Source organism: Algoriphagus sp. TR-M9 (genome assembly GCF_027594545.1).
In the GTDB taxonomy this organism is placed as follows: domain Bacteria; phylum Bacteroidota; class Bacteroidia; order Cytophagales; family Cyclobacteriaceae; genus Algoriphagus; species Algoriphagus halophytocola.
The window spans coordinates 2,146,549-2,168,032 of record NZ_CP115160.1 but is presented as its reverse complement, the minus strand read 5'-3'; the positions used below and the strand labels follow the sequence as shown (position 1 = coordinate 2,168,032).

At 42.6% G+C, this 21,484-nt stretch carries 18 protein-coding genes and 1 pseudogene; 9 read left to right on the top strand and 10 right to left on the bottom strand.

Annotated features, from left to right (window positions below; genetic code table 11):
* Positions 1–69: 69 nt before the first annotated feature.
* Positions 70–1,551 carry a S10 family peptidase gene (locus tag PBT90_RS09395; RefSeq protein ID WP_270132906.1) on the top strand — a complete coding sequence of 494 codons (1,482 nt, stop codon included), beginning with the start codon at positions 70–72 and terminating at the stop codon, positions 1,549–1,551.
* Positions 1,552–1,616: 65 nt separating this feature from the next.
* Here PBT90_RS09395 and PBT90_RS09390 read toward each other — a convergent pair whose 3' ends face one another.
* Entirely contained in the window at positions 1,617–2,495 is an 879-nt protein-coding gene (locus tag PBT90_RS09390; protein WP_270132904.1) for a glutamate--tRNA ligase family protein, read from the bottom strand.
* A 115-nt stretch (positions 2,496–2,610) separates the two neighbouring features.
* On the opposite strand from PBT90_RS09390, the gene PBT90_RS09385 reads away from it, so the two are divergent.
* Complete coding sequence (locus tag PBT90_RS09385; RefSeq protein WP_264810154.1) at positions 2,611–3,348, top strand: carboxypeptidase-like regulatory domain-containing protein; 738 nt, start codon at positions 2,611–2,613, stop codon at positions 3,346–3,348.
* On the opposite strand, the gene PBT90_RS09380 is transcribed toward PBT90_RS09385, so the two are convergent.
* On the bottom strand, positions 3,345–3,851 hold the full coding sequence (locus PBT90_RS09380) for a PaaI family thioesterase (RefSeq protein ID WP_270132894.1): 507 nt from the start codon (positions 3,849–3,851) through the stop codon (positions 3,345–3,347). The two genes, PBT90_RS09385 and PBT90_RS09380, sit on opposite strands and share 4 nt — an antisense overlap.
* Before the next feature lie 83 nt (positions 3,852–3,934).
* On the opposite strand from PBT90_RS09380, the gene PBT90_RS09375 reads away from it, so the two are divergent.
* Positions 3,935–4,729 (top strand): M48 family metallopeptidase, encoded by a 795-nt coding sequence (locus PBT90_RS09375; protein ID WP_264810151.1) that lies wholly within the window; start codon positions 3,935–3,937, stop codon positions 4,727–4,729.
* Between the two features lie 243 nt (positions 4,730–4,972).
* On the opposite strand, the gene PBT90_RS09370 is transcribed toward PBT90_RS09375, so the two are convergent.
* Together PBT90_RS09370 and PBT90_RS09365 are read right to left on the bottom strand one after the other, a co-directional pair.
* Positions 4,973–5,776: a 3'-5' exonuclease gene (locus PBT90_RS09370; RefSeq protein ID WP_264810150.1), complete on the bottom strand. Its 804-nt coding sequence runs from the start codon at positions 5,774–5,776 to the stop codon at positions 4,973–4,975.
* Between the two features lies 1 nt (position 5,777).
* Positions 5,778–7,133, bottom strand: a complete 1,356-nt coding sequence (locus PBT90_RS09365; RefSeq protein WP_270132890.1) for a UDP-N-acetylmuramate--L-alanine ligase — start codon at positions 7,131–7,133, stop codon at positions 5,778–5,780.
* A gap of 307 nt (positions 7,134–7,440) precedes the next feature.
* Between PBT90_RS09365 and dnaB the strand changes: the two genes are divergently transcribed.
* Together dnaB and PBT90_RS09355 are read left to right on the top strand one after the other, a co-directional pair.
* On the top strand, positions 7,441–9,021 hold the full coding sequence (dnaB, locus tag PBT90_RS09360; RefSeq protein WP_264810148.1) for a replicative DNA helicase: 1,581 nt from the start codon (positions 7,441–7,443) through the stop codon (positions 9,019–9,021).
* 6 nt (positions 9,022–9,027) lie between these two features.
* A complete protein-coding gene (locus PBT90_RS09355) occupies positions 9,028–10,026 on the top strand; it encodes a quinone oxidoreductase family protein (protein WP_270132887.1) in 999 nt (332 codons plus the stop codon).
* Positions 10,027–10,193: 167 nt separating this feature from the next.
* Here PBT90_RS09355 and PBT90_RS09350 read toward each other — a convergent pair whose 3' ends face one another.
* The 3 genes from PBT90_RS09350 to PBT90_RS09340 all read right to left on the bottom strand — a co-directional run bounded on the left by PBT90_RS09350 (position 10,194) and on the right by PBT90_RS09340 (position 12,918).
* Complete coding sequence (locus PBT90_RS09350) at positions 10,194–10,679, bottom strand: PGDYG domain-containing protein (RefSeq protein WP_264810145.1); 486 nt, start codon at positions 10,677–10,679, stop codon at positions 10,194–10,196.
* A gap of 691 nt (positions 10,680–11,370) precedes the next feature.
* Positions 11,371–12,507: a hypothetical protein gene (locus PBT90_RS09345; RefSeq protein WP_270132884.1), complete on the bottom strand. Its 1,137-nt coding sequence runs from the start codon at positions 12,505–12,507 to the stop codon at positions 11,371–11,373.
* A 78-nt stretch (positions 12,508–12,585) separates the two neighbouring features.
* Positions 12,586–12,918: a tetratricopeptide repeat protein gene (locus PBT90_RS09340; protein WP_264810141.1), complete on the bottom strand. Its 333-nt coding sequence runs from the start codon at positions 12,916–12,918 to the stop codon at positions 12,586–12,588.
* A gap of 74 nt (positions 12,919–12,992) precedes the next feature.
* Here PBT90_RS09340 and PBT90_RS09335 point away from each other — a divergent pair, with 74 nt between their 5' ends.
* The 4 genes from PBT90_RS09335 (at position 12,993) to PBT90_RS09320 (ending at position 16,915) form a co-directional block, all read left to right on the top strand.
* A complete protein-coding gene (locus tag PBT90_RS09335; RefSeq protein ID WP_270132881.1) occupies positions 12,993–13,730 on the top strand; it encodes an electron transfer flavoprotein subunit beta/FixA family protein in 738 nt (245 codons plus the stop codon).
* A gap of 35 nt (positions 13,731–13,765) precedes the next feature.
* The gene (locus PBT90_RS09330; protein WP_270132878.1) at positions 13,766–14,734 is read left to right on the top strand and encodes an electron transfer flavoprotein subunit alpha/FixB family protein; all 969 of its coding nucleotides are present in this window, start codon (positions 13,766–13,768) and stop codon (positions 14,732–14,734) included.
* A gap of 6 nt (positions 14,735–14,740) precedes the next feature.
* Positions 14,741–15,337: a bifunctional nuclease family protein gene (locus PBT90_RS09325; RefSeq protein ID WP_264810138.1), complete on the top strand. Its 597-nt coding sequence runs from the start codon at positions 14,741–14,743 to the stop codon at positions 15,335–15,337.
* A 291-nt stretch (positions 15,338–15,628) separates the two neighbouring features.
* Positions 15,629–16,915 (top strand): NupC/NupG family nucleoside CNT transporter, encoded by a 1,287-nt coding sequence (locus PBT90_RS09320; protein ID WP_270132874.1) that lies wholly within the window; start codon positions 15,629–15,631, stop codon positions 16,913–16,915.
* A 757-nt stretch (positions 16,916–17,672) separates the two neighbouring features.
* On the opposite strand, the gene PBT90_RS09315 is transcribed toward PBT90_RS09320, so the two are convergent.
* The 3 genes and pseudogenes from PBT90_RS09315 to mnmA form a co-directional block, all read right to left on the bottom strand.
* Positions 17,673–19,148 carry a M28 family peptidase gene (locus PBT90_RS09315; RefSeq protein ID WP_264810135.1) on the bottom strand — a complete coding sequence of 492 codons (1,476 nt, stop codon included), beginning with the start codon at positions 19,146–19,148 and terminating at the stop codon, positions 17,673–17,675.
* Between the two features lie 54 nt (positions 19,149–19,202).
* Positions 19,203–19,847 (bottom strand): annotated as a pseudogene (locus tag PBT90_RS09310) (pseudouridine synthase).
* 190 nt (positions 19,848–20,037) lie between these two features.
* Complete coding sequence (mnmA, locus tag PBT90_RS09305) at positions 20,038–21,252, bottom strand: tRNA 2-thiouridine(34) synthase MnmA (protein ID WP_264810133.1); 1,215 nt, start codon at positions 21,250–21,252, stop codon at positions 20,038–20,040.
* Positions 21,253–21,484: the final 232 nt, after the last annotated feature.

Sequence of the window (21,484 nt, the reverse complement as noted above, 5' to 3'; positions counted from 1 at the left end):
ATGTAATAAATCATTTGAATTGAAATTCTAGTAGTAGTTTCAAATTCAGTACACATTAACCCCAACTTTATGAGAAAATTTAGTTTTACATTTCTATTTATGTTTTGTCTGGGATGGGTTCAAGCCCAGGTCGAGCGGCAGATCGAAATAGAGTCCAAAGTAGAAACCAGTCACGAGACGACTATCAAAGGCAAAAAAGTGCCTTACAAAGCAACAGCGGGCACTCAGCCGGTATGGGGCGAAGATGGCAAGCCAATCGCCTCCTTGTTTTACACCTACTATGAGCGTACGGATGTCTCCGACAAAAGCACCAGACCTTTGGTAATCTCCTTCAATGGCGGACCAGGATCGGCATCTATCTGGATGCATATCGCCTACACAGGACCGGTAGTTCTGAAAATCGATGATGAGGGCTATCCTTTACAGCCTTATGGTGTCAAGTCAAACCCACACTCCATCCTGGATGTAGCGGATATCCTGTACGTAGATCCGGTAAATACCGGGTATTCTAGGATTGTAGATCCGGAAGTGGACCGAAAGACTTTTTTTGGGATCAATTCGGATATCAGGTATCTGGCAGACTGGGTCAATACTTTCGTGACCAGGGCGGGTCGTTGGGCTTCGCCAAAGTACCTGATCGGTGAAAGCTACGGTACTACCCGTGTGGCTGGATTGGTCGCAAGACTTCAAAGTTCGCACTGGATGTATTTCAACGGAGTGATCTTGGTGTCACCTACAGAGCTGGGGATAGAGCGTGGGGATATCATTCATACCTCTAATTACCTTCCCTATTATGCCGCTACTGCCTGGTATCATGAGGCACTTGATGCTGACCTTCAAAATCAGGATTTAGATGAGTTTTTGCCGGAGGTAGAAGCTTTTACTATTAATGAACTAATACCTGCCGTAGTTAAGGGAGGAACCCTTTCTGCAGCAGAACGGGAGGAGATCGCTACGAAATATGCGCATTATTCCGGATTGAGCAAGCAGGTGGTTTTGGAGCACAATCTATTGATTCCGACTAATTTCTTTTGGAAGGAGCTACTTCGAGATGAGGGAATGACCATAGGCAGATTGGATAGCAGGTACAAGGGATTTGATTATGCCGGGACAGGTTCCAGACCAGATTTTGACCCTGCACTGACTTCTTGGAACCATGCATTTGCACCTTCATTTCAGATCTATGCCCGTGAGCATTTGAACTATGAAACTGACCTGACTTACAATCTCTTCGGGCCAGTGCATCCTTGGGATCGTTCTAATGAAAACACCGGTTACGATCTGGGTACGGCCATGCGTTCCAATCCCTATTTGCATGTGATGGTACAGTCTGGACTTTATGATGGAGGGACAGACTTTTTCAATGCCAAATACAACATGTGGCAGATTGATCCTACGGGGAGAATGTCAGATAGAATATCCTGGAAAGGCTACAGAAGCGGTCACATGATGTATCTGAGAGCTGAAGACCTGGAGACTTCCAATGAAGACATTCGTGAATTCATCCAAAACTCCATGGTAGCACCGGATATGCCGGCGAAGTATGATTAATGTTATCTTTAAATGGAAAGAAGCCGGCGAGAGTCGGCTTTTTTTAGTGAAAAGGACTAGTCATATTAAATATCCAACAGCTCTTTAAACTCACCATAGCTGGAAACCTGTTCTTTAGCTCCCATCATTTTTCCTAAAATCCGGTATAGGTCTGCAGGCTTTTTGCCTTCCTTTCGTAGAAACTGTATGGAAGTGTCCCCAGCAGATTTGGATAGCTTTTTGTTTTTGGCACCTTTTAATAGGGGGTGATGGTGAAAGGTACTTTCGTTAAATTTTGGCTGCTCCAGTGATCCTGAAAGCATCAGTTGAGCCAAGGTAGAACTCTGCAGATCCTTTCCCCGCACAATCAAATCAACCCCAAAATGCAGGTCATCGACCACAGAGCTCAGTTGGTAAGCGGGCAGTCCATCCCGCTTTCTCACCACAAAAAATGCGGTATCATGAGGCATGGTGTAGGATTTGGTTTCACCCGGGTAGGACTTCATTTTGATGAAATCCGTCTCAAAAGTATCCATTCTCCAAGAGGTGTTTTCTTTGTCCAGAGGAATGCGCAGCGTTTGGCAAAGCCCCAGGTAATAGCCTGAGGAATCGTATTGCTGGATTTTCTTCCGGCTGCATTCACAGGCAAATACTGCCCCTTTAGCACTTAGGATCTCCAATGCTTCCCGGTACTTATCCATTCTGTGGATTTGAGACCATTCCTTTTCAAATTCACTCAGGGTTTTTGGGCCCATATCATACCTGATCTCCATAAAATCCAACGTGTCAAAAATATCCTGAACATATGCTGCCTGATACCTTTCCCGATCCAGATCGTCTATTCTGAGCAGGATTTTAGCTCCGGTTTTTTCTGCCAGCGCCTGGGTAAGCAGAAAGGAATACAGGTTTCCCAAGTGTAAAAAACCACTGGGAGTGGGGGCTAGGCGAGTCAGTTGGTGGTTCATAAAGCAAAATTAGGCAGGATAATTTTGTGAGTAAACATACAAATTCGATTTGCTTAAGTTTCTTTAACTCCCCAGATTTTATCTGTAGCGTTTTCACTCCTAATTTTCAGACTTGATGAAATTTAAGTTACTACTCTTGCTATTCTTTGGCTTTGCGCAGGGAGCTTTGGCTCAGGCCACCTATTCAGGAAATGTGCTGGACTGGTCGGACAAGAATTATTTGGAAGGAGTTTTTGTACAGGTGATAGGCAAGGAATCTTCTGACTCTACGAATGTGCGCGGCTACTTTTCAGTGATTGCAGCGAAAGGGGATACCTTGAAACTGAGCTATCCCGGATTTTTTGATCAGAAACTGGTGCTGGGTGAGGAGCGATACCTACAGTTACAAATCCAGGATCAAGCCAGACTTTTGCCTACGTTTGAGGTGAAGTCTGAACCTTATTCATTTCGGTTCATAGATGGGAAATTAGTTGTCGTGAATCCTGAGGAGGAGCGTATAAAAGGCAATTCTTCAGGAATTACGGCAGGCTACTTAGATTCACCCAATGCCACCGGGGGAGTGGCTATTGCTGGAGTTCTCTCTTCACTCACCAAAAGAGCGCGACAGGAGCGGCAATATCAAAAGAAACTCGAGTGGGAAGCCCGAAGGGAAGGTTACTATGCTGTAGTGGAATCTGATTCTGTACGCAGAAACCTGATGGTGAAACATCAGCTGGGGCGGAAAGATTGGGACTACCTGATCATCCGATTCAATGAAGGAGCGAGTTCCCATGAATTTTTGGATTGGAGCTCTTCCAGGGTTTATGCTACACTGAATGAGTTTATAGCTCGTGAAAAACGCTGGATTCCTTAAGCCTTTCTTTTGAATGACCAGGTGACATAAAATTTCGCGACTTCCTCTCCCTGGGGATTTACTCCCGATGAAATCATGGTGAGTTTGTCTGCCTCTCCCACAGCCAAAGATTCCAGTAATTTTGCCAATTCCTGGCCTTGATTGCATGTAAAAATGATTTTGCTATTGGCTTTTTTGAAATATTCTGCCCGAAAATCTACTACAAGCATGGAGAATTTTCCTTTTCCGCTCATCGCCAATTGGCACAATGCACCTGTACTCAATTCACCTGCTCCTGCCATGGCAGCAAAGTAGATGGATTTGAAAGGATTCTGGGTCCGCCAGGAAAAGGGAAGGCTTACCGCACATTTCTCGGCATCCAGTTTCTTAATTCTCATTCTCCAAAAAACAGCCGAAGGGAGCTTCACCAGCATGGCAAACCAAAAAACAATCGGATTCAGCATCTTTTTTTGATAAGACAAAGCTGCTGAGCTTAAAGGGATTTGAGCATTTGATTCCTTCATTTTGAGTTTCGTTAAGGTTTCAAATTAGTGAAAAATGCTTTCTGGTATTTAATTTGGGTTTATTGTCTTAAAAAAATCCAACGATGAAAAAAATAGCGATACTTTTCTGTGCAGGCCTGATTGCCTATTCCTGCGCCAAAGTGCCTTTGACCGGCAGAAATCAATTAGCCTTAGTGTCCAATGAAGAAATCCAGCCCATGGTCAATGAGCAATACGATCAGGTGCTAAAAGAGGAAAAGGTTGTCACCAATACTGCCGATGGGCAAAAAGTGCTCAATGTGGGGAAACGCATGGCAGAAGCTGTAGAGTCTTATCTAACTGCCCAGGGCTATACCGACTTAGCCAATTCATTCGATTGGGAATTCAATCTTTTACAAAGCGATCAAGTCAATGCCTGGTGCATGCCTGGCGGGAAAGTAGCATTTTATACTGGAATCATGCCCTTGACTCAGGGTGAAACGGGTATCGCTGTGGTCATGGGCCATGAGATTGCCCACGCGGTGGCTTCACATTCCGCAGAGCGTATGTCCAATGGAATGATTGCAAATCTGGGCGTGAGTGTACTATCTACTGCCATAGGGCAAAACCCAACCATGACCCAACAGATATTCCTACAATCTGTGGGTATGGGTAGTGAGTTGGGAATGCTGAGTTTTTCCAGAAAGCATGAACTGGAGGCTGATGAATTGGGCTTGACTTTTATGGCTATTGCCGGGTATGATCCGCGGGAAGCACCGCTTTTCTGGGAAAGAATGCTAGCAAATGAAAATGGGCAAGCTCCGCCAGAGTTTCTATCTACCCACCCTGCTTCTCAAACTAGAATTGACAAGCTGAATAAGCATATGTCTGAAGCAATGAAGTACTATGAGGGAGATTAATTCTAGATTATGATTATCCGTAATGATGCCAGTAGTTAAAGAATGTGGCTGGATAGGTAGCAGATAATCGTCCACCGGAAACAGTCCACTGCCCACAGCACGTAGAAAGAAACCTTAACCCATAATTTCTCTCACTACTGGTAAGAAAGCGGATATCCATATTCTAGACCGTCAAAATCGAGACTTTAATGAAAACTGGAATAATCCTAACAAAAAACCCGACTTAATAAGTCGGGTTTTTTGTTATTGATTAAATCCTCTCAGTTTGATCTGAGTGAGTTTTCGCTTGGTATCCAGTGGGAAATCTCCCCGCATCATCCAGTCGTAATAGCCCGGCTCTTCTTTTAGCACCTGAGTGACCGGTTTTCCTTTTTGCTTTCCAAAATTGAAAACTTCCACTCCTTCTGAGTTAAAGACAAATCTTCCTGCCAGATCCACCATTTTTTCATTGAGTAGATCGTGGAGTTTTTTCATGTCATTTTCGAAAGTCCCCACTACATTGCCCTGTAGGTCTTCCATTTCTTCACCCAAGTAACGTTCTATTTGAGCTTTGAAAACATCCAGCGTGGCCAATGTATCGGCTTCTGCGCTGTGTGCATTTTCCAGTTTTTGACCACAGTAAAATTTGTACGCCGCAGTTAGGTTTCTTTTCTCCATCATGAAAAAGATTTTCTGGGCATCGAGTAGGTTTCTTTTGTCCAGGTCAAATTCAATTCCCGCACGCAGAAATTCCTCTACCAAAAGTGGGATATCGTACTTCAAGACATTAAATCCTGCTAGATCTGCCTGTCCTATAAACTGATAAATATCTCTTGCCAGATCCTTGAAAGTAGGTTCCTCACGTACATCCTTATCATATATTCCGTGAATCAAAGAGGATTCCAAGGGAATAGGGATAGTGGGGTTTACTTTTTTGGTGAAAATGGTCTGACCACCATCTGGTTGCACTTTTACAATGCTTATTTCTACGATTCGATCCGTGGATACATTGGTGCCGGTAGCTTCCAGGTCAAAAAATGCGATGGGGTTCTTTAAATTAAGTTTCATTTCAGTTGAATTTTGCTTTAATAGGCTCCAAGTCCATGTTGTCATACGAACCAGAACTCATCAAAAGTAAGTTTGTATTGCCGTAGTCTTGGGTTAATAGAAACTCCTTCAGGCTACTGCTATCTGTAAATAATTTCAAATCCGGACGCTTAAACCCTGATCTAAGCGTTTCCTCATCCATGAGCTCTAGTTTTTTTAGTGCCACTGCATGAGGATCCAGGTAAACCACAGCTACATCTGCAGCTTCCATAGCGTCAGCATAGTTAGGCAAAAAAGCTTTGTTAAGCGAAGAATAGGTGTGAAGTTCTTGTACTGCGATGAGTTTACGCTCGGGAAACTGGGCTTTCACCGCTGAGACGGTAGCTTTCAATTTGGACGGGGCGTGGGCAAAATCCCGGTACAAGGCTGCATCCCCGCGCGCTACTAATAATTCCTGACGCTTTGCTGCACCTTTGAAGGACTGTATGCTCTGATAGAATTGCTCCTCTGAAATCCCTAAAGCCAGACAAATATTCATAGCTCCCTGGAGGTTTTGCAAATTGTGCTCACCAAAGATCTGGATCGGAAGCAGGCCCTTGTTAGTTTCCAGAAAGGTTTTTCCATCTTGGATTACAGCAGGATGTGCTAGATAAGGTGTTTTCTTGGCGGAAATTTTAGCATTTTCCCCGGCTATTTTGACCAGAGGATCCGCTTCGCAATAAGTCAACTCTCCATCTTTTGGGGTCAGATCCATCAATTGGCTAAACTGATTTTTATAATTGTCAAAATCTGGGAATACATTATAATGATCCCAAGCAATGCCACTCACCAGCAAAATATCATGCTTATAATGGAAGAATTTGGGAGTTCTGTCCAATGGCGAAGTAAGGTATTCATCACCCTCAATAATTATCACAGGTGCGTCCGATAGTTTTACCATCAGGTCAAAACCTTCAATCTGCGCTCCCACCAGGTAGTCAAAGTCCACATTTTGATCTTTCAGGACATGCAGTATGGTAGAAGTAATGGAGGTTTTGCCATGTGATCCCGCGATCACTACGCGTTTTTTATCTTGACTTTGGTTATATATAAACTCCGGAAAAGAATATACGGGAATGCCTAACTCCTGCGCCTTAACCAATTCAGGATTGTCAATTCTAGCATGCATCCCCAGAATGATACCGTCCAGGTCAGAAGTGATTTTGTCGGGGAACCAGCCGTAGGTTTCGGGTAAAATCCCGGCTTGCTGTAGTCGGGTGCGGGATGGCTCGTAGATTTCATCATCTGAACCGGTGACCTGATAGACTTTTTCCACTAATGCAAGTGCTAGATTGTGCATGACTGCACCTCCAATGGCTATAAAATGATATCTCTTCATGAGGTTAGAAACTGGGGATTTACATGGAGGATCAAACTTAAAAATAATTATTGGCTGCGTAGAAGACTTGCTTTTATAATTGACAACATTTTTTCCACATGGGCGAAGAATTTCACTCAAAATGTAATTCTAGATTGAGACAGCTATAGAACTGAAGCACAATGAACAATGGGGTTTTGAAGCTTTAACAGGCGTTTTTTAATGTTTAATCAGCCTGGAAGCGGCTTGATTATTGAGGCTATGGATTGTTGATAAGTAGGGCAAAAGTTGTTTAAAACTCTTGTCTTTTTAGCAATACATTTGTTCCATGTCCGAAAAAAGCACCAACCAACGATTTACCAGAAATAAACCATCTCACACTCCTTCATCCAACCTTGGGAAAGTGCCACCGCAGGCCGTTGACCTGGAGGAAGCTGTGCTGGGAGCCTTGATGCTGGAAAAGGATGCCTTGACCAATGTCATCGATATTCTGAAGGAAGAAAGCTTTTACAAAGACTCCCACCAGGCTATATATAGAGCGATTTTGGATCTCTTTACGGAGAGCCAGCCTATAGATTTATTAACTGTCACTTCCCAGCTCAGGCGGAATGGTACCTTGGAAATTGCGGGTGGAGCTTTTTATGTGACCGAATTGACCTCAAAGGTAGCCTCTGCAGCCAATATTGAATATCACGCCAGAATCATCACAGAGCAATCCATCAAGCGGGAAATGATCAGGATTTCTTCGGATATTCAGCGGGATGCCTACGAGGAGACCACTGATGTATTTGAACTTTTGGACAAAATGGAGCAGAGTCTTTTTGAGATTTCTGAAAAAAACATCCGAAAGAATTATTCGGACATGAAATCCATCATGCGTGAAGCTATTTTGGAACTGGAATCCAAAAAGGATCAAAAGGATGGTTTGACAGGTGTTCCTTCAGGATTGACAGCTTTGGACAGAGTGACTTCAGGCTGGCAAAAGTCTGATCTGGTCATTATCGCTGCCCGTCCTGCGATGGGGAAAACGGCATTTGTTCTCTCAGTACTTCGTAATGCAGCAGTAGATCATAACCGTCCCGTTGCCATTTTTTCCTTGGAAATGTCCTCTGTACAGCTGGTGAATCGATTGATTTCCTCAGAAGCTGAACTGGATTCAGAAAAAATCAAAAAGGGTACGCTGGCAGAGCATGAGTGGGCACAGCTAGTACATAAAACCGCCAAACTATCCAAGGCACCGCTTTTCGTAGATGACACACCGGCACTTTCTATCCTAGAACTTCGAGCCAAATGTAGAAAGCTCAAAGCTCAACACGACATTCAAATGATCGTAATCGATTACTTGCAATTAATGTCCGGCGATACCAAGGGTGGTGGGGCCGGAAACAGGGAACAGGAGATTGCCAGTATTTCTCGTGCCTTGAAAAAAATCGCCAAGGAATTAGAAGTTCCAGTTATTGCACTATCGCAGCTTTCCAGGGCCGTGGAGACCAGAGGGGGTGATAAGAGACCACAGCTTTCGGATTTGAGAGAGTCCGGTGCCATCGAGCAGGATGCAGATATGGTGATGTTCCTATACCGGCCGGAGTACTACGGGATCACTGAGGACGAAGATCATAATTCCACGCAGGGCGTGGGAGAGGTGATTATTGCCAAGCATAGAAATGGTTCATTGGACAATGTGAAGCTCCGATTTATAGGTAGGTACACGAAGTTTCAGGATTTGGATGGCTTTGGTACTATGGAGGAGCCTCCAGGTGGGAATGCCATGTATAGGCCTACTTTTGGAGCTCAGTCTAGCGGTGTTTCTGACTTTGATTCAGGTAATACTATTAAGCTCCAAAGTAAAGCCAACTCCGATGATGGAGACGATTTGCTCAATAGAAACGACAGAACCCCAGAATTTTAAATTCAGATGAAAGCTTTAACCCTAGCAAGTTCTCAAGAATCCAAGCTGTTATTGACTCAAGTTCAAACAGGAGCTTTGAAAGCTCATGAAGTACAGATTAAAGTCAAAGCTGCAGCCCTTAATCACAGAGATGAGTGGTGTAGGCAGGGACTTTATCCGAATATTCAGGATGGAGTAATTTTGGGTTCAGATGGAGCCGGGGTAGTTACTGATCTTGGAGCTGAAGTTGATGCCAAATGGCTGGACCAGGAAGTGATTATTAATCCGGCCTTGAATTGGGGAGATGATCAGCGTGCTCAGGGCAAAGAATTTCAGATTTTGGGTATGCCAAGCAATGGTACCTTTGCAGAATTTATCAATGTCCCGGTAGATCGCCTGCATCCCAAGCCTAAGCATATGACTTGGGAGGAAGCGGCCGCACTTCCACTTGCTGGATTGACCGCCTATAGGGCGCTTAACTATAGAGGGAGATTACAAGCTGGCGAAAATCTATTAGTTACTGGTTTTGGCGGGGGAGTAGCTCAATTTGCTGCACAATTTGGTCTTGCTGCTCAGGCAAATGTTTTTGTAAGCAGCAGTAGCGAAGCAAAAATTTCCAAAGCTTTACAACTTGGCGCTAAAGCAGGGTACAATTATCAAAATGAAAACTGGACAGATCAAGCTTTAGCAGAAACCGGCGGATTTGACCTGATCATTGATGGCGCTGCCGGTGATGCCTTGAATGATTTGGTCAAAGTAGCCAAACCAGGTGGCAGGATTGTTTTTTACGGTGCTACATTGGGAAATCCGGGTGAATTGGCGGCTAGGAAAATATTCTGGAATCAGCTGAACATCATGGGCACCACTATGGGATCAGATTTGGATTTTGAAGAAATGTTAGCCTTTGTCAGCAAGCATCAAATAAAACCCTTAATCGATGAGGTCTATAATTTGGAAAATGCTTCAAAAGCTTTTGAAAAGATGAATAAGGGTAATCAACTGGGCAAGCTAGTTTTGGTGCCTTAAACCCGAATTATGCATTAGCAATTCTATTGCGGCCAGTAATTACTTCAAAATCAGTTACTACGTTGCAGTTTTCGACTTCACTATAGCGGTGCTATAGCTCGGTCTCCAAACAGCCTGATTTTATTGCAATTACTGCCCTCATAACGAAACCTAATGCAAAATCCGGGTTAAATCTCCTTATAAGTTTCTAAGAATTCCTTTTTTGCCACTCTGTAAATTTCATCTTTCTCGGGTGGAACTACCAAAAAATCACCTTCCCGGATGATCATGCTGTCTTTCCATGGAGCCTCAAAACGGACTTCTCCCGCTTTTGGGAAAGCCTCAAAATATTCCATTTTGGCCTCTAAGCCTATTATTCTACCTATAGGTTCATAGCAGCCCCAACCTTGCTCCAGGGATTGAAGCAGTCTGTATTTTTTGGCAAAAGTCTCGGCTTTGACCAGGTATTGCTCATTGGAACTAGTTTGGTTTTCCACCAGCCAATCTCCCTTTTCCGCAGTGTTTTTGGTCTCTATTCCATCGCTGGTTTTGGTGACCACCTGGAGTCCGGGCTGGGCTTTTTTTGCTTTGATTAGGCTCTTCTTTTGGTAGTTTCTCCCGCTTTTGTCAAAAATGGGAAGAAAATGTGCCAGCATTTCTTTCTGGGTGATCATGATACAAAAACGTATGAGTGAATATTTAAACTATCAAGATAATAAAATGGCAGGGATTCTTCCAGCCTTCGGTTAAAGATCATTAAGATTTATGCCATAGTTCAATTTTCATTGAAATTTATATTTGGTTCTACCCTGTATTTACTGCGAATAAAACCCGAGAAATAAATTTGCTATTGTCGTTTGGCCCCGCCAATTCAAACAGAACTCAATAAAATCACTGTGCTGCAATTTACTCATTGTAGGTTTGGATTGATTTATCCTTCGATATTTTTGAAGACTCCTTCTTTGGTGGAAGGTAAAAGTATCCACAAGTCTTGGGAATCGGGTTTTTCGTTCCGTTTATCTGGTTTGCTGCATTCTTGTAATTAGTTCAAAGTGGAATTTTGTTCGGCTATGCCACCCTAAAAATGAATCCTTCCATCCAATTAAACCAAGTCTAACAATACCTACTGGTTTATTTTACGACTTGTCCTATCGATACCCTGTCTACCGGTACGCTTGGGAACTGAGTCATTTATTTCCCAGGCTTCCAAACCAGTCCAAAACCGAAAATCCCGCTTTGCCCATCATACCAGATGCTTTTAGTCAAATTCGCTCATATAATAACCGATGGACTTATGCTAAGTACTGCTCTGCCCAATTCAAACACCTTCCTTAAACTCGATGTACTATCATTTATTGATGCTAGCTAATTTTTGATTTGAAGTTTATAGAAAGTCACTTTGTCCTCCTCTCCGAAATAGTCTTGATTTTTCAATGCAATGATCTCATCATTGTCATTTGAAACACCATTAAAAAGTAGTCCTTGAGGAAGTTGAATATCTTTTTGGATAAGAGAATCATTTTTGTCTAAAATCGCAGCGTATCGGGGTATTCCATTAATAAAACCCATCCATTCCTCAGTTTTCTGTGGATCATATCGATTGGATATTTCCTTTTTGACCCCTTTGGTATAGATGACTACGGTGTGTTCTGACAAGGGATAAAGCCCTTCAATTTTCCCAAAGATATTTGGTTCTGCCTGTTGATTGATTAGCTCTGGATTCTCGATTGGCACGCCTATTATGTCCACAGCATCGGTAATATTTAGATCTATAGTTTTGGAATAAATCAACTCATTCCCCTTTTCTTCATAGACATAGTATTTTCTTTCTGCCAAGAAAAAGAGATACCATTTCTCACCTGATTTTTTAACGTTCTGAAATAGCTTATGATAGAAATTTCCATCTTCATAAATAGTACCAGGAGGAATTGACATCGTGTTATATATTTCGCCAGTCTCAGGATCAAAAACTTCTAAAATCGGACTCTTGTAGATTCTCTGGTTAAATGCACTTGTATTGGAATAATCACTGAGGTCTCTTTCAGGTCTAATGTATGCATATTTATCACCTAGTTTGTAAGCTGAAAAATTTGAGTAGTTGAATAAAAAATACTCACTCGGTATATTTATTTTATGGCTTATATTCCCATTTTGATCATACTGGATTAAGCCATTTTGAAAATCCATTATTGTGTGCTTTCCTTCCAAAAAACTATTTGAAATAGCTTTAGTGATAGCATTTGGTCCATCATTCTTGTAATCATACTGATGGTCGGTGCCTCCTTGTTCTTTAAAAAGCATCACATGATTTAAATTTTGATCTATACCCAGATATAGCCCTGATTCTGGATCATAATCAAAAACATTTAGCTTACCCAAGTAATCAACTTGAATAGAATCTTTGATTTCAAGCGTATAAGAATTGGGTAAGTTTTTAGTAGAGTCACCTGGATTGCAACTGAGAAGAGCTCCTAAGGCAAGAATGAGCAATAGTTGTTTCATACTTTCAAGAACGGGCATTTTTCTAATCCTAAAAAGTTAAAAAAACAAAATTTGATTCAAGCTTCATTAGGGCCTATCTCAGTCCATATCATTTTCAAATAGAAAATTCTGGTATGCATTCTGTAATTCCTGCAGGGTTTTCAGCTCATTTTGGGATTTTGCCAAAGCAATACCTTTTTGAAAAATCTGATCTGCCAGTTCTATTTCTTCCAATTCTGCAAAAAAATGGGCTGCGGTGAAGTAAGTAGGTAAGTATTCGGCGTGCTCTGTTAACAACTTGTTGAATAAGGATTTAGCCAAACCCGCTTCACTTTCCTTGTATTCCAATGCCAAAGCATACCAGTTGAAGGGATTTTCGGGTTCTTCTTCGGTAAATTGCCTCAGCAGCTGAGTCCTGTCCAAATTGGCCATCAATAGTTTTTTTAATTAAGTCGTTACTGTTATTTTCACGAGAAATAAATCTAAAAAAATCTAACGCTAAACCAATGAAGATTCTTGTTTGTATCACCCATGTGCCCGATACTACGTCCAAGATTCAATTCACTTCGGATAATACCAAGTTTGATACGACGGGGGTTCAATATATCATAGGTCCATATGACGATTACGCACTTGCACGTGCAGTGGAGCTCAGAGACCAGACTTCAGGTAAACTTACCGTGTTGAATGTAGGGGAAGCCGAAACGGAGCCTACCTTAAGAAAAGCGCTTGCAATAGGTGCAGACGAGGCTATTCGTGTCAATGCAGCTCCCCAGGATTCTATGTATGTGGCTAAGCAAATCGCACATTATGCCAAAGAAGGTGCATATGATTTGATTTTGATGGGGAGAGAATCCATCGACTTCAATGGAGGTATGGTACACGGAATGGTAGGTGAGCTACTGGGAATTCCCTCATTTTCTCCTGTGATGAAACTGGATATTGATGGAGGTAAAGCCAAAATGGCCAGGGAAATAGAAGGTGGTAAGGAGCTTTTGGAAGCTGATCTACCTTTGGTAGCCGGGTGTCAGGAGCCTATCGCAGAATGGAAAATCCCAAATATGCGAGGAATTATGTCAGCGCGTACTAAGCCCTTGAACGTGGTGGAAGCAATCGCTCAGGAAACCCAGGTGGAAGCAGTCAAATATGAACTCCCTCCGGCAAAAGGTGCAGTGAAATTAGTCGACAAGGACAATGTATCTGAGCTGGTGAATTTGCTAAAAAATGAAGCAAAAGTACTTTAATTGAACCCAAACAACCTCCTTTAAATTAGAATATTATGTCCATATTAGTATATATAGAACATGCCGAAGGCAAAGTAAAAAAGACCAGCTTAGAGGCGGTTTCCTTTGCCCATGCTTTAGCCGCTCAGACCGGTGAAGGTGATGTGGTTGCCGTTGCGCTGGGAACCATCGCTGAAGAAGAGTTGGCCGCAGTAGGATCTGCAGGTGCTTCCAAAGTAATGCATGCCGCGGACAGTAAACTGGACGAAGGTGTGATCCAAGCTCATGCTTCAGCGTTAGCCCAAGCATACAAGCAAGTGGGAGCGAAGACGCTTGTCCTGGCCAAATCCTCTCTAGGTGATGCAGTTGCCGCTAGGCTGGCTGTAAAAGTAGGCGCCGGACTGGCTTCCAATGTGGTAGAGCTACCGAAAACGGATTCAGGATATACCGTAAAGAGAAGTATTTACACCGGAAAAGCATTTGCCTTCTCTACTATTACCACAGACGATAAGATCCTGGCTATCAAAAAGAACGCAATAGATCTGAAAACTGATGGTGAAGCTGCTCAAGTTGAGCAATTTGAGGCAGCGTTGAGTGAATCGGATTTTGCATCCATAATCACTTCTACAGAGCGTGCCACAGGGGATGTTTTGCTTCCAGAGGCAGACATTGTAGTTTCCGGTGGTCGTGGTCTGAAAGGTCCAGAAAACTGGGGAATGGTGGAAGATATGGCGAAAATACTAGGTGCAGCTACTGCTTGTTCTAAGCCAGTTTCCGACCTGGAGTGGAGACCACATCATGAGCACGTAGGGCAAACTGGGATAAAAGTCGCTCCATCTCTTTATATCGCAATAGGAATTTCAGGAGCTATTCAACATCTTGCAGGAGTCAACTCTTCAAAATGTATTGTAGTGATCAATAAAGATCCTGACGCGCCATTCTTTAAAGCTGCGGATTATGGAATTGTGGGAGATGCATTCGAAGTAGTACCAAAACTAAACGAAGCATTAAAAGCTGAATTATAAATTTTTGTGGAAAAACTCATTGAACTTGAGATTTTAGGACTTTCGTCCAATCATTCCCAATCCGGGTCATTTACCCTGGTATTGGGTGAAGTGGGAGGTGTCAGAAGACTGCCTATTGTGATCGGTATGTTTGAGGCACAGGCGATAGCTTTGGAAATCGAAAAAATAGTGCCTAACCGGCCTATGACCCATGATCTGTTTCGGTCATTTGCTACTGGATTCAATTATGAGATTGAGAAAATAGTGATTACGGATATGCAGGAAGGCGTGTTTTATGCCAAAATCCATTGTAAAAGCAGCCTAGCTGAAGTAGAAGTGGATGCAAGGCCTTCCGACGCTATTGCGATTGCTATTCGTTTTGGTAGCCCAGTTTATTGTACCGAAAAGGCAATGTCTGAGGGAGCCGTTGAACATTTTGAGGTGGAGAGTAAGGACGAAAAGGAACCACCTAAAAAACCTGCACAAAAATTTACAACCAAAAAAGAAGCTTCCCTGAAAGATTTCAGCTTGGATAAGCTTAACCAGATGCTGGACAAGGCCATTGCAAATGAAGATTATGAGCGAGCGGCTAGAATCCGAGATGAGATTAATAAGAGAAACTAGAAACTGATAAATCTAAGGCCCGAGCTAGCTCGGGTTTTTTTATTTTTTCACAGGGGAATACTGAGTTGTTCGCAGAGAGCGCAGTTCTCCTGCTTCCTAATTTAGTTTTAGGCTTCAGAGCTGCCTAGCGGCCAGGCAGGTCTGAGGATTTGAACCAAAATGTACTTTCTGAGACAGATCACTGTTCATAATTTATCTCTAATTTTCACATTATAGCTTAACCAACTAGCACATGATTGTTTTATGAACCAGCGTTCCTTATTTTTAGGCCTTAGCTGCAACTATTACTGAATGGATTATTTAAGAGGAGTTTTTGGACTGGCCGTCATCGTTTTGGTGGCTTTTCTTTTTTCATCTAACAGAAGAAAAATAGACTGGAGGTTAGTAGGAATTGGGATACTTCTGCAATTAGTATTTGGCATTTTAATCACCCAGGTACCTATAGTAGAAAGTGGATTTGCATCTGTTAGCCGTGGTTTTGTGAAGTTCCTGAGCTTTAGCCGTGACGGTGCAGAGTTTATTTTTGGGGATCTAGCCGGTGATAGCTTTGGGTTTATTTTCGCCTTTCAGGTACTTCCCACAATCATTTTCTTTTCCACGGTTTCAGCTGGTTTGTACTACCTTGGAATATTGCAGAAAGTGGTTTTCGGCATTGCCTGGGTGATGGCAAGAACGATGAGATTGTCCGGCCCGGAGAGCTTGTCAGCAGCTGGAAATATATTTTTGGGCCAAACTGAGGCACCATTGCTAGTAAGGCCTTTTATCCCGCAAATGAGTAAATCCGAATTGATGTGTCTGATGACCGGAGGCATGGCTACGATTGCTGGGGGTGTTTTGGCAGGTTATGTGGCTTTTTTGGGCGGAGATAGTTTGGAGGAGCAAAGTAAATTTGCAGCCTATTTATTGGGAGCAAGTATTATGAATGCCCCAGCGGCAATCGTGATGTCCAAGATGTTTATTCCTGAAGTGGAAAAGGAATTGGTTCAGGATAAGCTGGAAGTGAATGAGGAGGCGATGGGAGTGAACCTCATCGATGCGATGTCCATCGGAGCATCAGAAGGGTTGAAATTAGCGCTAAATGTTGGCGCTATGCTGCTGGCATTTATCGCTGTAATATCTGCAGTCAATTATCTGTTGATGGGAGTTTTCGGAGAATTTACCGGTCTGAATGGTTTTGTAGTCAGCAGTACCGGAGGACAGTTTCAGGGCTTTTCCTTGGAATATATTTTTGGGCAGGTGTTCCGCGTATTTGCTTGGGTGATAGGGGTGGAGTGGGCAGATGCTTTACAGGTAGGGTCACTTCTGGGACAAAAAACGGTGATCAACGAATTTGTGGCTTACCTCAGTCTTTCCGAAATGAAGGAAATAGGTAGTCTAAGCGCCAAATCTGTGGTGATCGCAACTTATGCACTTTGTGGTTTTTCTAACTTCAGTTCTATTGCAATTCAGCTGGGAGGAATCGCCATTATCGCTCCAAACCAGCAGGCAAATATTAGCCGTTTAGGACTAAAGTCACTGCTTGCTGCTTCACTTGCTTGTTTGATGACTGCTACGATTGCAGGGATGTTGTTTGGGTAATATTTTTGAGTAGTAAGAAGTTAGACGTAAGACATAAGATTCGAGAATCAAGAGTCTCGAACCAAGAAATGAAAGGTATGAGTTGGCTAAAAGAAATAAAAGAGTTCAAATCGTATATAGAATTTCAACAGTTTGTTAACTATTTGGATGATAGGTTAGCTGACCAGGAATTAAATGAAATTGAACCAAAACTTTACTTTCACAGCAAAAGCTAACTTGGTTTAGATAAGGATCTATGGTTCCAAGACAATTCGAGCCTTGAGGTATGGAGACTAGTTCCTCCTGCCTTTCCTTTCAAAGACCTTTTTGAGAAGGTTAACAATCTGAAAGAGAATTAGATAACTATAATTTTTAGTATTAATTGGGAGAAGTAGGAGGATATCTATTTCTATTTACCGATCGTGCCTTTGGCACTCCTAATCCTATTTTGATCTGATAAACCCCGAATTTCGCTTGGCTGTATTCGGGGTTTTTGCTGGAATTGCCTTTGGCAATTTTCCAGAATCAAAATGAGCCATAGATGAATGTGAAAAATGCAATAAAGATTTGGGGTTCGTCTTGTGCTGAAGGCACAATCTGTATCAGCCCAGAATAAAATTCTGGGTTCTAAATTAGTCGGAGATTTTCCAGAGTGCCAACGGCACGATCCGTAAAACAGTCTATAATCTATTAAAAGAGGTGGTAAATTGAATTCATCAGAACCCAACTTACCACCTCTCGCTTTTTTGCAAAAATTATGACTTACAAGCCAAAAGACTTATTTATCCCCATAAAGCTTTTTCCCTGCTTCTTCATATTTATCACCGGCAACCCACATTGGCTGATCTGCGGAGTTGGCGATATTTTGCGCAGCTAGGATGTAGGATTTCCAATACAACGTCACGTAATCCAGATCAAGGGAATCTACTTCATCTCCGGCTTTGTGATAGTACTTATTGATCTCATCATCAAATGCCGTGAAGCCTAAGCTGAAAGTAGGTGCAGGTATGCCATGAACGGCAAAGCTCACATTATCTGATCTATCATAAAGCCCTTGCTCAGGTGCAGGGTCTTCTACAGCTTCTAATCCAAATTCTGCCACTGCCTCAGCCACCAGGTTGTCCGCAGTAGTTCTACCCAAACCGATCACAGTAATAATAGAAGTGTCGTTATACCCTGCACCATCAATATTAAGGTTATATACAATCTGATTTAGCGGGATTAAAGGGTTGGAAGCGAAATACTTACTTCCTAGCAGGCCCTTTTCTTCAGCTGTCCAAAGTGCCAATAGTACGGAGCGTTTTGGACGTTTATTGGCAAAAAACTTCGCAGCATTGATCACGGCTACTGTACCCACGGCATTATCCCGTGCTCCATTGTAAATAGAGTCACCTTCTGCATCCGGACGACCAATTCCTACGTGGTCGTAGTGGGCAGAAAGCATCACGTACTCGTCTTTTAGGTTTTTGTCTGTTCCCTCTATGTAGGCCAGAATGTTTTTTCCTTCGATCAAAGTATTGTTTTTTCCTTCGATTTCAAGTTTGGCTTTTGGTGTATCTCCTGTGGCAATTACCTTGGGAAGTGCGTTTGCCAAGTCTTTCACCCAGATATAAGGGAGCTTGCTGGATTCGCCATTGTCCACACCCATCTGTGGTCGATTGAGGTAGTTGGAGACCAGCTGCCAAGGAATAGATGGAATATTAAAGCGTTCGATTACCGCGATGGCCCCAGCCTTTTTGGCATTTGCAGTTTTTTCTCTACCCAAGGAAAAAAGATCTGCCGGGCTCATTTTATTGGGAGCTCCTACGCTGCTTACCGCGATCTTACCTTTAAGGTCTTTTCCTTCAAAATCTGATTCCAGGCCAAAACCCACATCCACCAATTCAAAGGAACCACTCAGGGCTTCACCATCTAATACCAACAGGTTAACTCCTTGAGAATAAACGGAGTCTTCAATGCTAATCTGTCCTTTGGAAGGGGGGGTAGAAAGTCTGAAAGGGATGTTTTGAAAATATCCATCTGCACCAGGCAATGGCTTTGCTCCAGCCTCTTCCAACTGCATGGATATGTAATTATAGGCCATTTCCATCTCAGGATAGGAAGGATCGCGTCCTTTTAGTTCATCCGAAGTCAGATATGTTAAGTCAGCAATTGCCGATTTTTCATCAAATTTCTTTTCGATTTTCTTCTTCTGTGCTTCGGCAACAAAGGTCACCGACAGCAATAGGCCAAGGCCTACAAGTGATTTTTTCATAGGGATGTTCAATTATTCATTCTAAAGTAATTCAAATTTGGTAAAGTGCCGACTTTAATCCTGTAAATGGAGCTTTTCCCAACCTAGTTTGACTATGGTTTCTTGAAAATGGTTAGGTAAACTAGCTTCAACTAAGATTTCTTCTTTACCTATGGGGTGAGAAAAACGCAATGTCTTTGCGTGTAAAAGCAGGTTTTCCATTCCAAATTGCTTTTCGAAAAACTGGTTTTGTTTATTGTCCCCATGCTTTTTGTCCCCAATAATATAATGTCTCAAATGAGCTAAATGCCTTCTTATCTGATGAGTCCGGCCTGTTTCTGGTTTTACCTCCAGCAAACTATATCTACTGGTAGGATATCTTCCAGTGGTATCAAAAGGGATTTCTGCCTCAGCCAGCACGCTATATTAGGTCTGAGCTTCCTGTAGTCTTCCAGATCGCTCACTTTTAAGCGGGTAATCAATCATTCCTGCTTTTACAGTCGGAATTCCACGAACGATCGCCAAATACGTTTTCTTCACGGATCGCTCAGCAAATTGCTCCTTGAGTAGGGGCAGGATTTCTTCCTTCTTAGAGAAAAGCAAAACACCACTCGTCGGTCTGTCTAAGCGATGCACCGGAGAAACGTGCTGACCAATCTGATCACGCAGCATCTGTAAAGCAAAAACCGTCTCCTCTGCTGCAATGGAAGTTCTATGCACCAGCAAACCTGAGGGTTTGTTGATGGCGATGAGGTATTCGTCTTCGAAGAGAATTTCTAACACTGGGAGAATTTGATGTTGGTGGATTTGAAATCAATAATGTAGTAAAAAGAGGCTAGGGAATTGAACCAAAGTTTTCAATTACCACTAGCCCCGTAAATCGTAAATCGTAAATCGTAAATCGTAAATCCTAAAATATCGTCCCCGAACCTATACATTCCTCACCATCGTACCAAGCGACGAATTGACCGGAAGCCACTCCTTTTTGAGCTTGATCGAAGATAACGTAGAGCCCATTTTCTTTCTGGATCAGGGTCGCTCCGCTGAGTGGCTGTCGGTATCTGATGCGAGCTTCGTATTTTCTGGTCTCTCCCACATTTAGGGTTAAGTCTTCCCGGATCCAATGAACATCTTGATTTTTCACAAAAAGTCCATTTCTGAGTAACCCAGGGTGAGTTTCTCCTAAACCTGTGTATATCACATTTTCTTGAGTGTCTGTAGAAATTACAAATAGCGGTTTTCCAGTTCCTCCTACATGAAGCCCTTTTCTTTGGCCTACAGTGAAATAGTGTGCACCGTTATGTTCGCCCAGCACTTTTCCCTGATCAGCGGTATAGTGAGTAGGAAGAGAAATAGCATCCAAAGTCTCCTGATCGTAATCTTCTGGAGCAATTCCCGCAGGAACCTGTTGTTTTTGGTAGATAGGAAGCTCTTCAGGAATTTGGATGATTTTACCTTTTTTCGGCTTCAGCTGCTGCTGTAAGAAATCCGGAAGTCTAACTTTTCCGATAAAGCAAAGTCCCTGACTATCTTTTTTGTCGGCTGTGATCAAGTCCATTTCCTTTGCTTTGGCCCGTACTTCAGGTTTCTGCAAATGCCCGATTGGGAACAGGGCTTTTGCTAACTGACTTTGGTTCAATTGGCATAAGAAGTAACTCTGATCCTTGTTTGGGTCAGCTCCCGCAAGCATCTGATAGGCAGTTTTGCCATCAGCTCCCATGATTTCACCTTTTTGGCAGTAGTGACCTGTTGCCACAAAATCTGCTTTTAGCTTTTCTGCAGCTTTCAGAAAAATATCAAATTTGATTTCCCGGTTACAAAGAATATCCGGATTGGGCGTTCTGCCGGCCTCATACTCCGAAAACATGTAGTTTACAATTCTTTCTCGGTATTCTTCACTGAGATCTATAGCCTGAAAAGGAATCCCAAGTTTCTCTGCCACCAGCATGGCATCGGTGGAATCTTCCATCCAAGGGCATTCGTTAGAAATGGTAACAGATTCATCGTGCCAGTTTTTCATAAACATCCCGATGACTTCGTAGCCTTGCTCGATGAGTAAGTGAGCGGCGACGGAACTATCGACCCCTCCGGAGAGGCCGACTACTACTCTTGGTCTTTCTTTCATATGGTGTAATGATTAATGGATTCAAGGTCCATTAGGTTACAATGAATTGCAGAACATTATTTCGATTGAAATTGGTTCTGCTTAGCGCAAAGTTAATGAAATATAAGCTGGATTTTTTTATCGTTCGTGATGACACGAACGATGGACGTGGAGAGTATCCTAACCGCTATTGGTTCTGTTCAGAAGAAATTAATCTGAAAGTGGAGAAACTTTAAAACACGATAAATTCTTT

Excerpts from the sequence above, each read along its gene's own strand:
- PBT90_RS09395 (WP_270132906.1), top strand. The coding sequence starts at position 70 with ATGAGAAAATTTAGTTTTACATTTCTATTTATGTTTTGTCTGGGATGG.
- PBT90_RS09390 (WP_270132904.1), bottom strand. The coding sequence starts at position 2,495 with ATGAACCACCAACTGACTCGCCTAGCCCCCACTCCCAGTGGTTTTTTA.
- PBT90_RS09385 (WP_264810154.1), top strand. The coding sequence starts at position 2,611 with ATGAAATTTAAGTTACTACTCTTGCTATTCTTTGGCTTTGCGCAGGGA.
- PBT90_RS09380 (WP_270132894.1), bottom strand. The coding sequence starts at position 3,851 with ATGAAGGAATCAAATGCTCAAATCCCTTTAAGCTCAGCAGCTTTGTCT.
- PBT90_RS09375 (WP_264810151.1), top strand. The coding sequence starts at position 3,935 with ATGAAAAAAATAGCGATACTTTTCTGTGCAGGCCTGATTGCCTATTCC.
- PBT90_RS09370 (WP_264810150.1), bottom strand. The coding sequence starts at position 5,776 with ATGAAACTTAATTTAAAGAACCCCATCGCATTTTTTGACCTGGAAGCT.
- PBT90_RS09365 (WP_270132890.1), bottom strand. The coding sequence starts at position 7,133 with ATGAAGAGATATCATTTTATAGCCATTGGAGGTGCAGTCATGCACAAT.
- dnaB (WP_264810148.1), top strand. The coding sequence starts at position 7,441 with ATGTCCGAAAAAAGCACCAACCAACGATTTACCAGAAATAAACCATCT.
- PBT90_RS09355 (WP_270132887.1), top strand. The coding sequence starts at position 9,028 with ATGAAAGCTTTAACCCTAGCAAGTTCTCAAGAATCCAAGCTGTTATTG.
- PBT90_RS09350 (WP_264810145.1), bottom strand. The coding sequence starts at position 10,679 with ATGATCACCCAGAAAGAAATGCTGGCACATTTTCTTCCCATTTTTGAC.
- PBT90_RS09345 (WP_270132884.1), bottom strand. The coding sequence starts at position 12,507 with ATGAAACAACTATTGCTCATTCTTGCCTTAGGAGCTCTTCTCAGTTGC.
- PBT90_RS09340 (WP_264810141.1), bottom strand. The coding sequence starts at position 12,918 with ATGGCCAATTTGGACAGGACTCAGCTGCTGAGGCAATTTACCGAAGAA.
- PBT90_RS09335 (WP_270132881.1), top strand. The coding sequence starts at position 12,993 with ATGAAGATTCTTGTTTGTATCACCCATGTGCCCGATACTACGTCCAAG.
- PBT90_RS09330 (WP_270132878.1), top strand. The coding sequence starts at position 13,766 with ATGTCCATATTAGTATATATAGAACATGCCGAAGGCAAAGTAAAAAAG.
- PBT90_RS09320 (WP_270132874.1), top strand. The coding sequence starts at position 15,629 with ATGGATTATTTAAGAGGAGTTTTTGGACTGGCCGTCATCGTTTTGGTG.
- PBT90_RS09315 (WP_264810135.1), bottom strand. The coding sequence starts at position 19,148 with ATGAAAAAATCACTTGTAGGCCTTGGCCTATTGCTGTCGGTGACCTTT.
- mnmA (WP_264810133.1), bottom strand. The coding sequence starts at position 21,252 with ATGAAAGAAAGACCAAGAGTAGTAGTCGGCCTCTCCGGAGGGGTCGAT.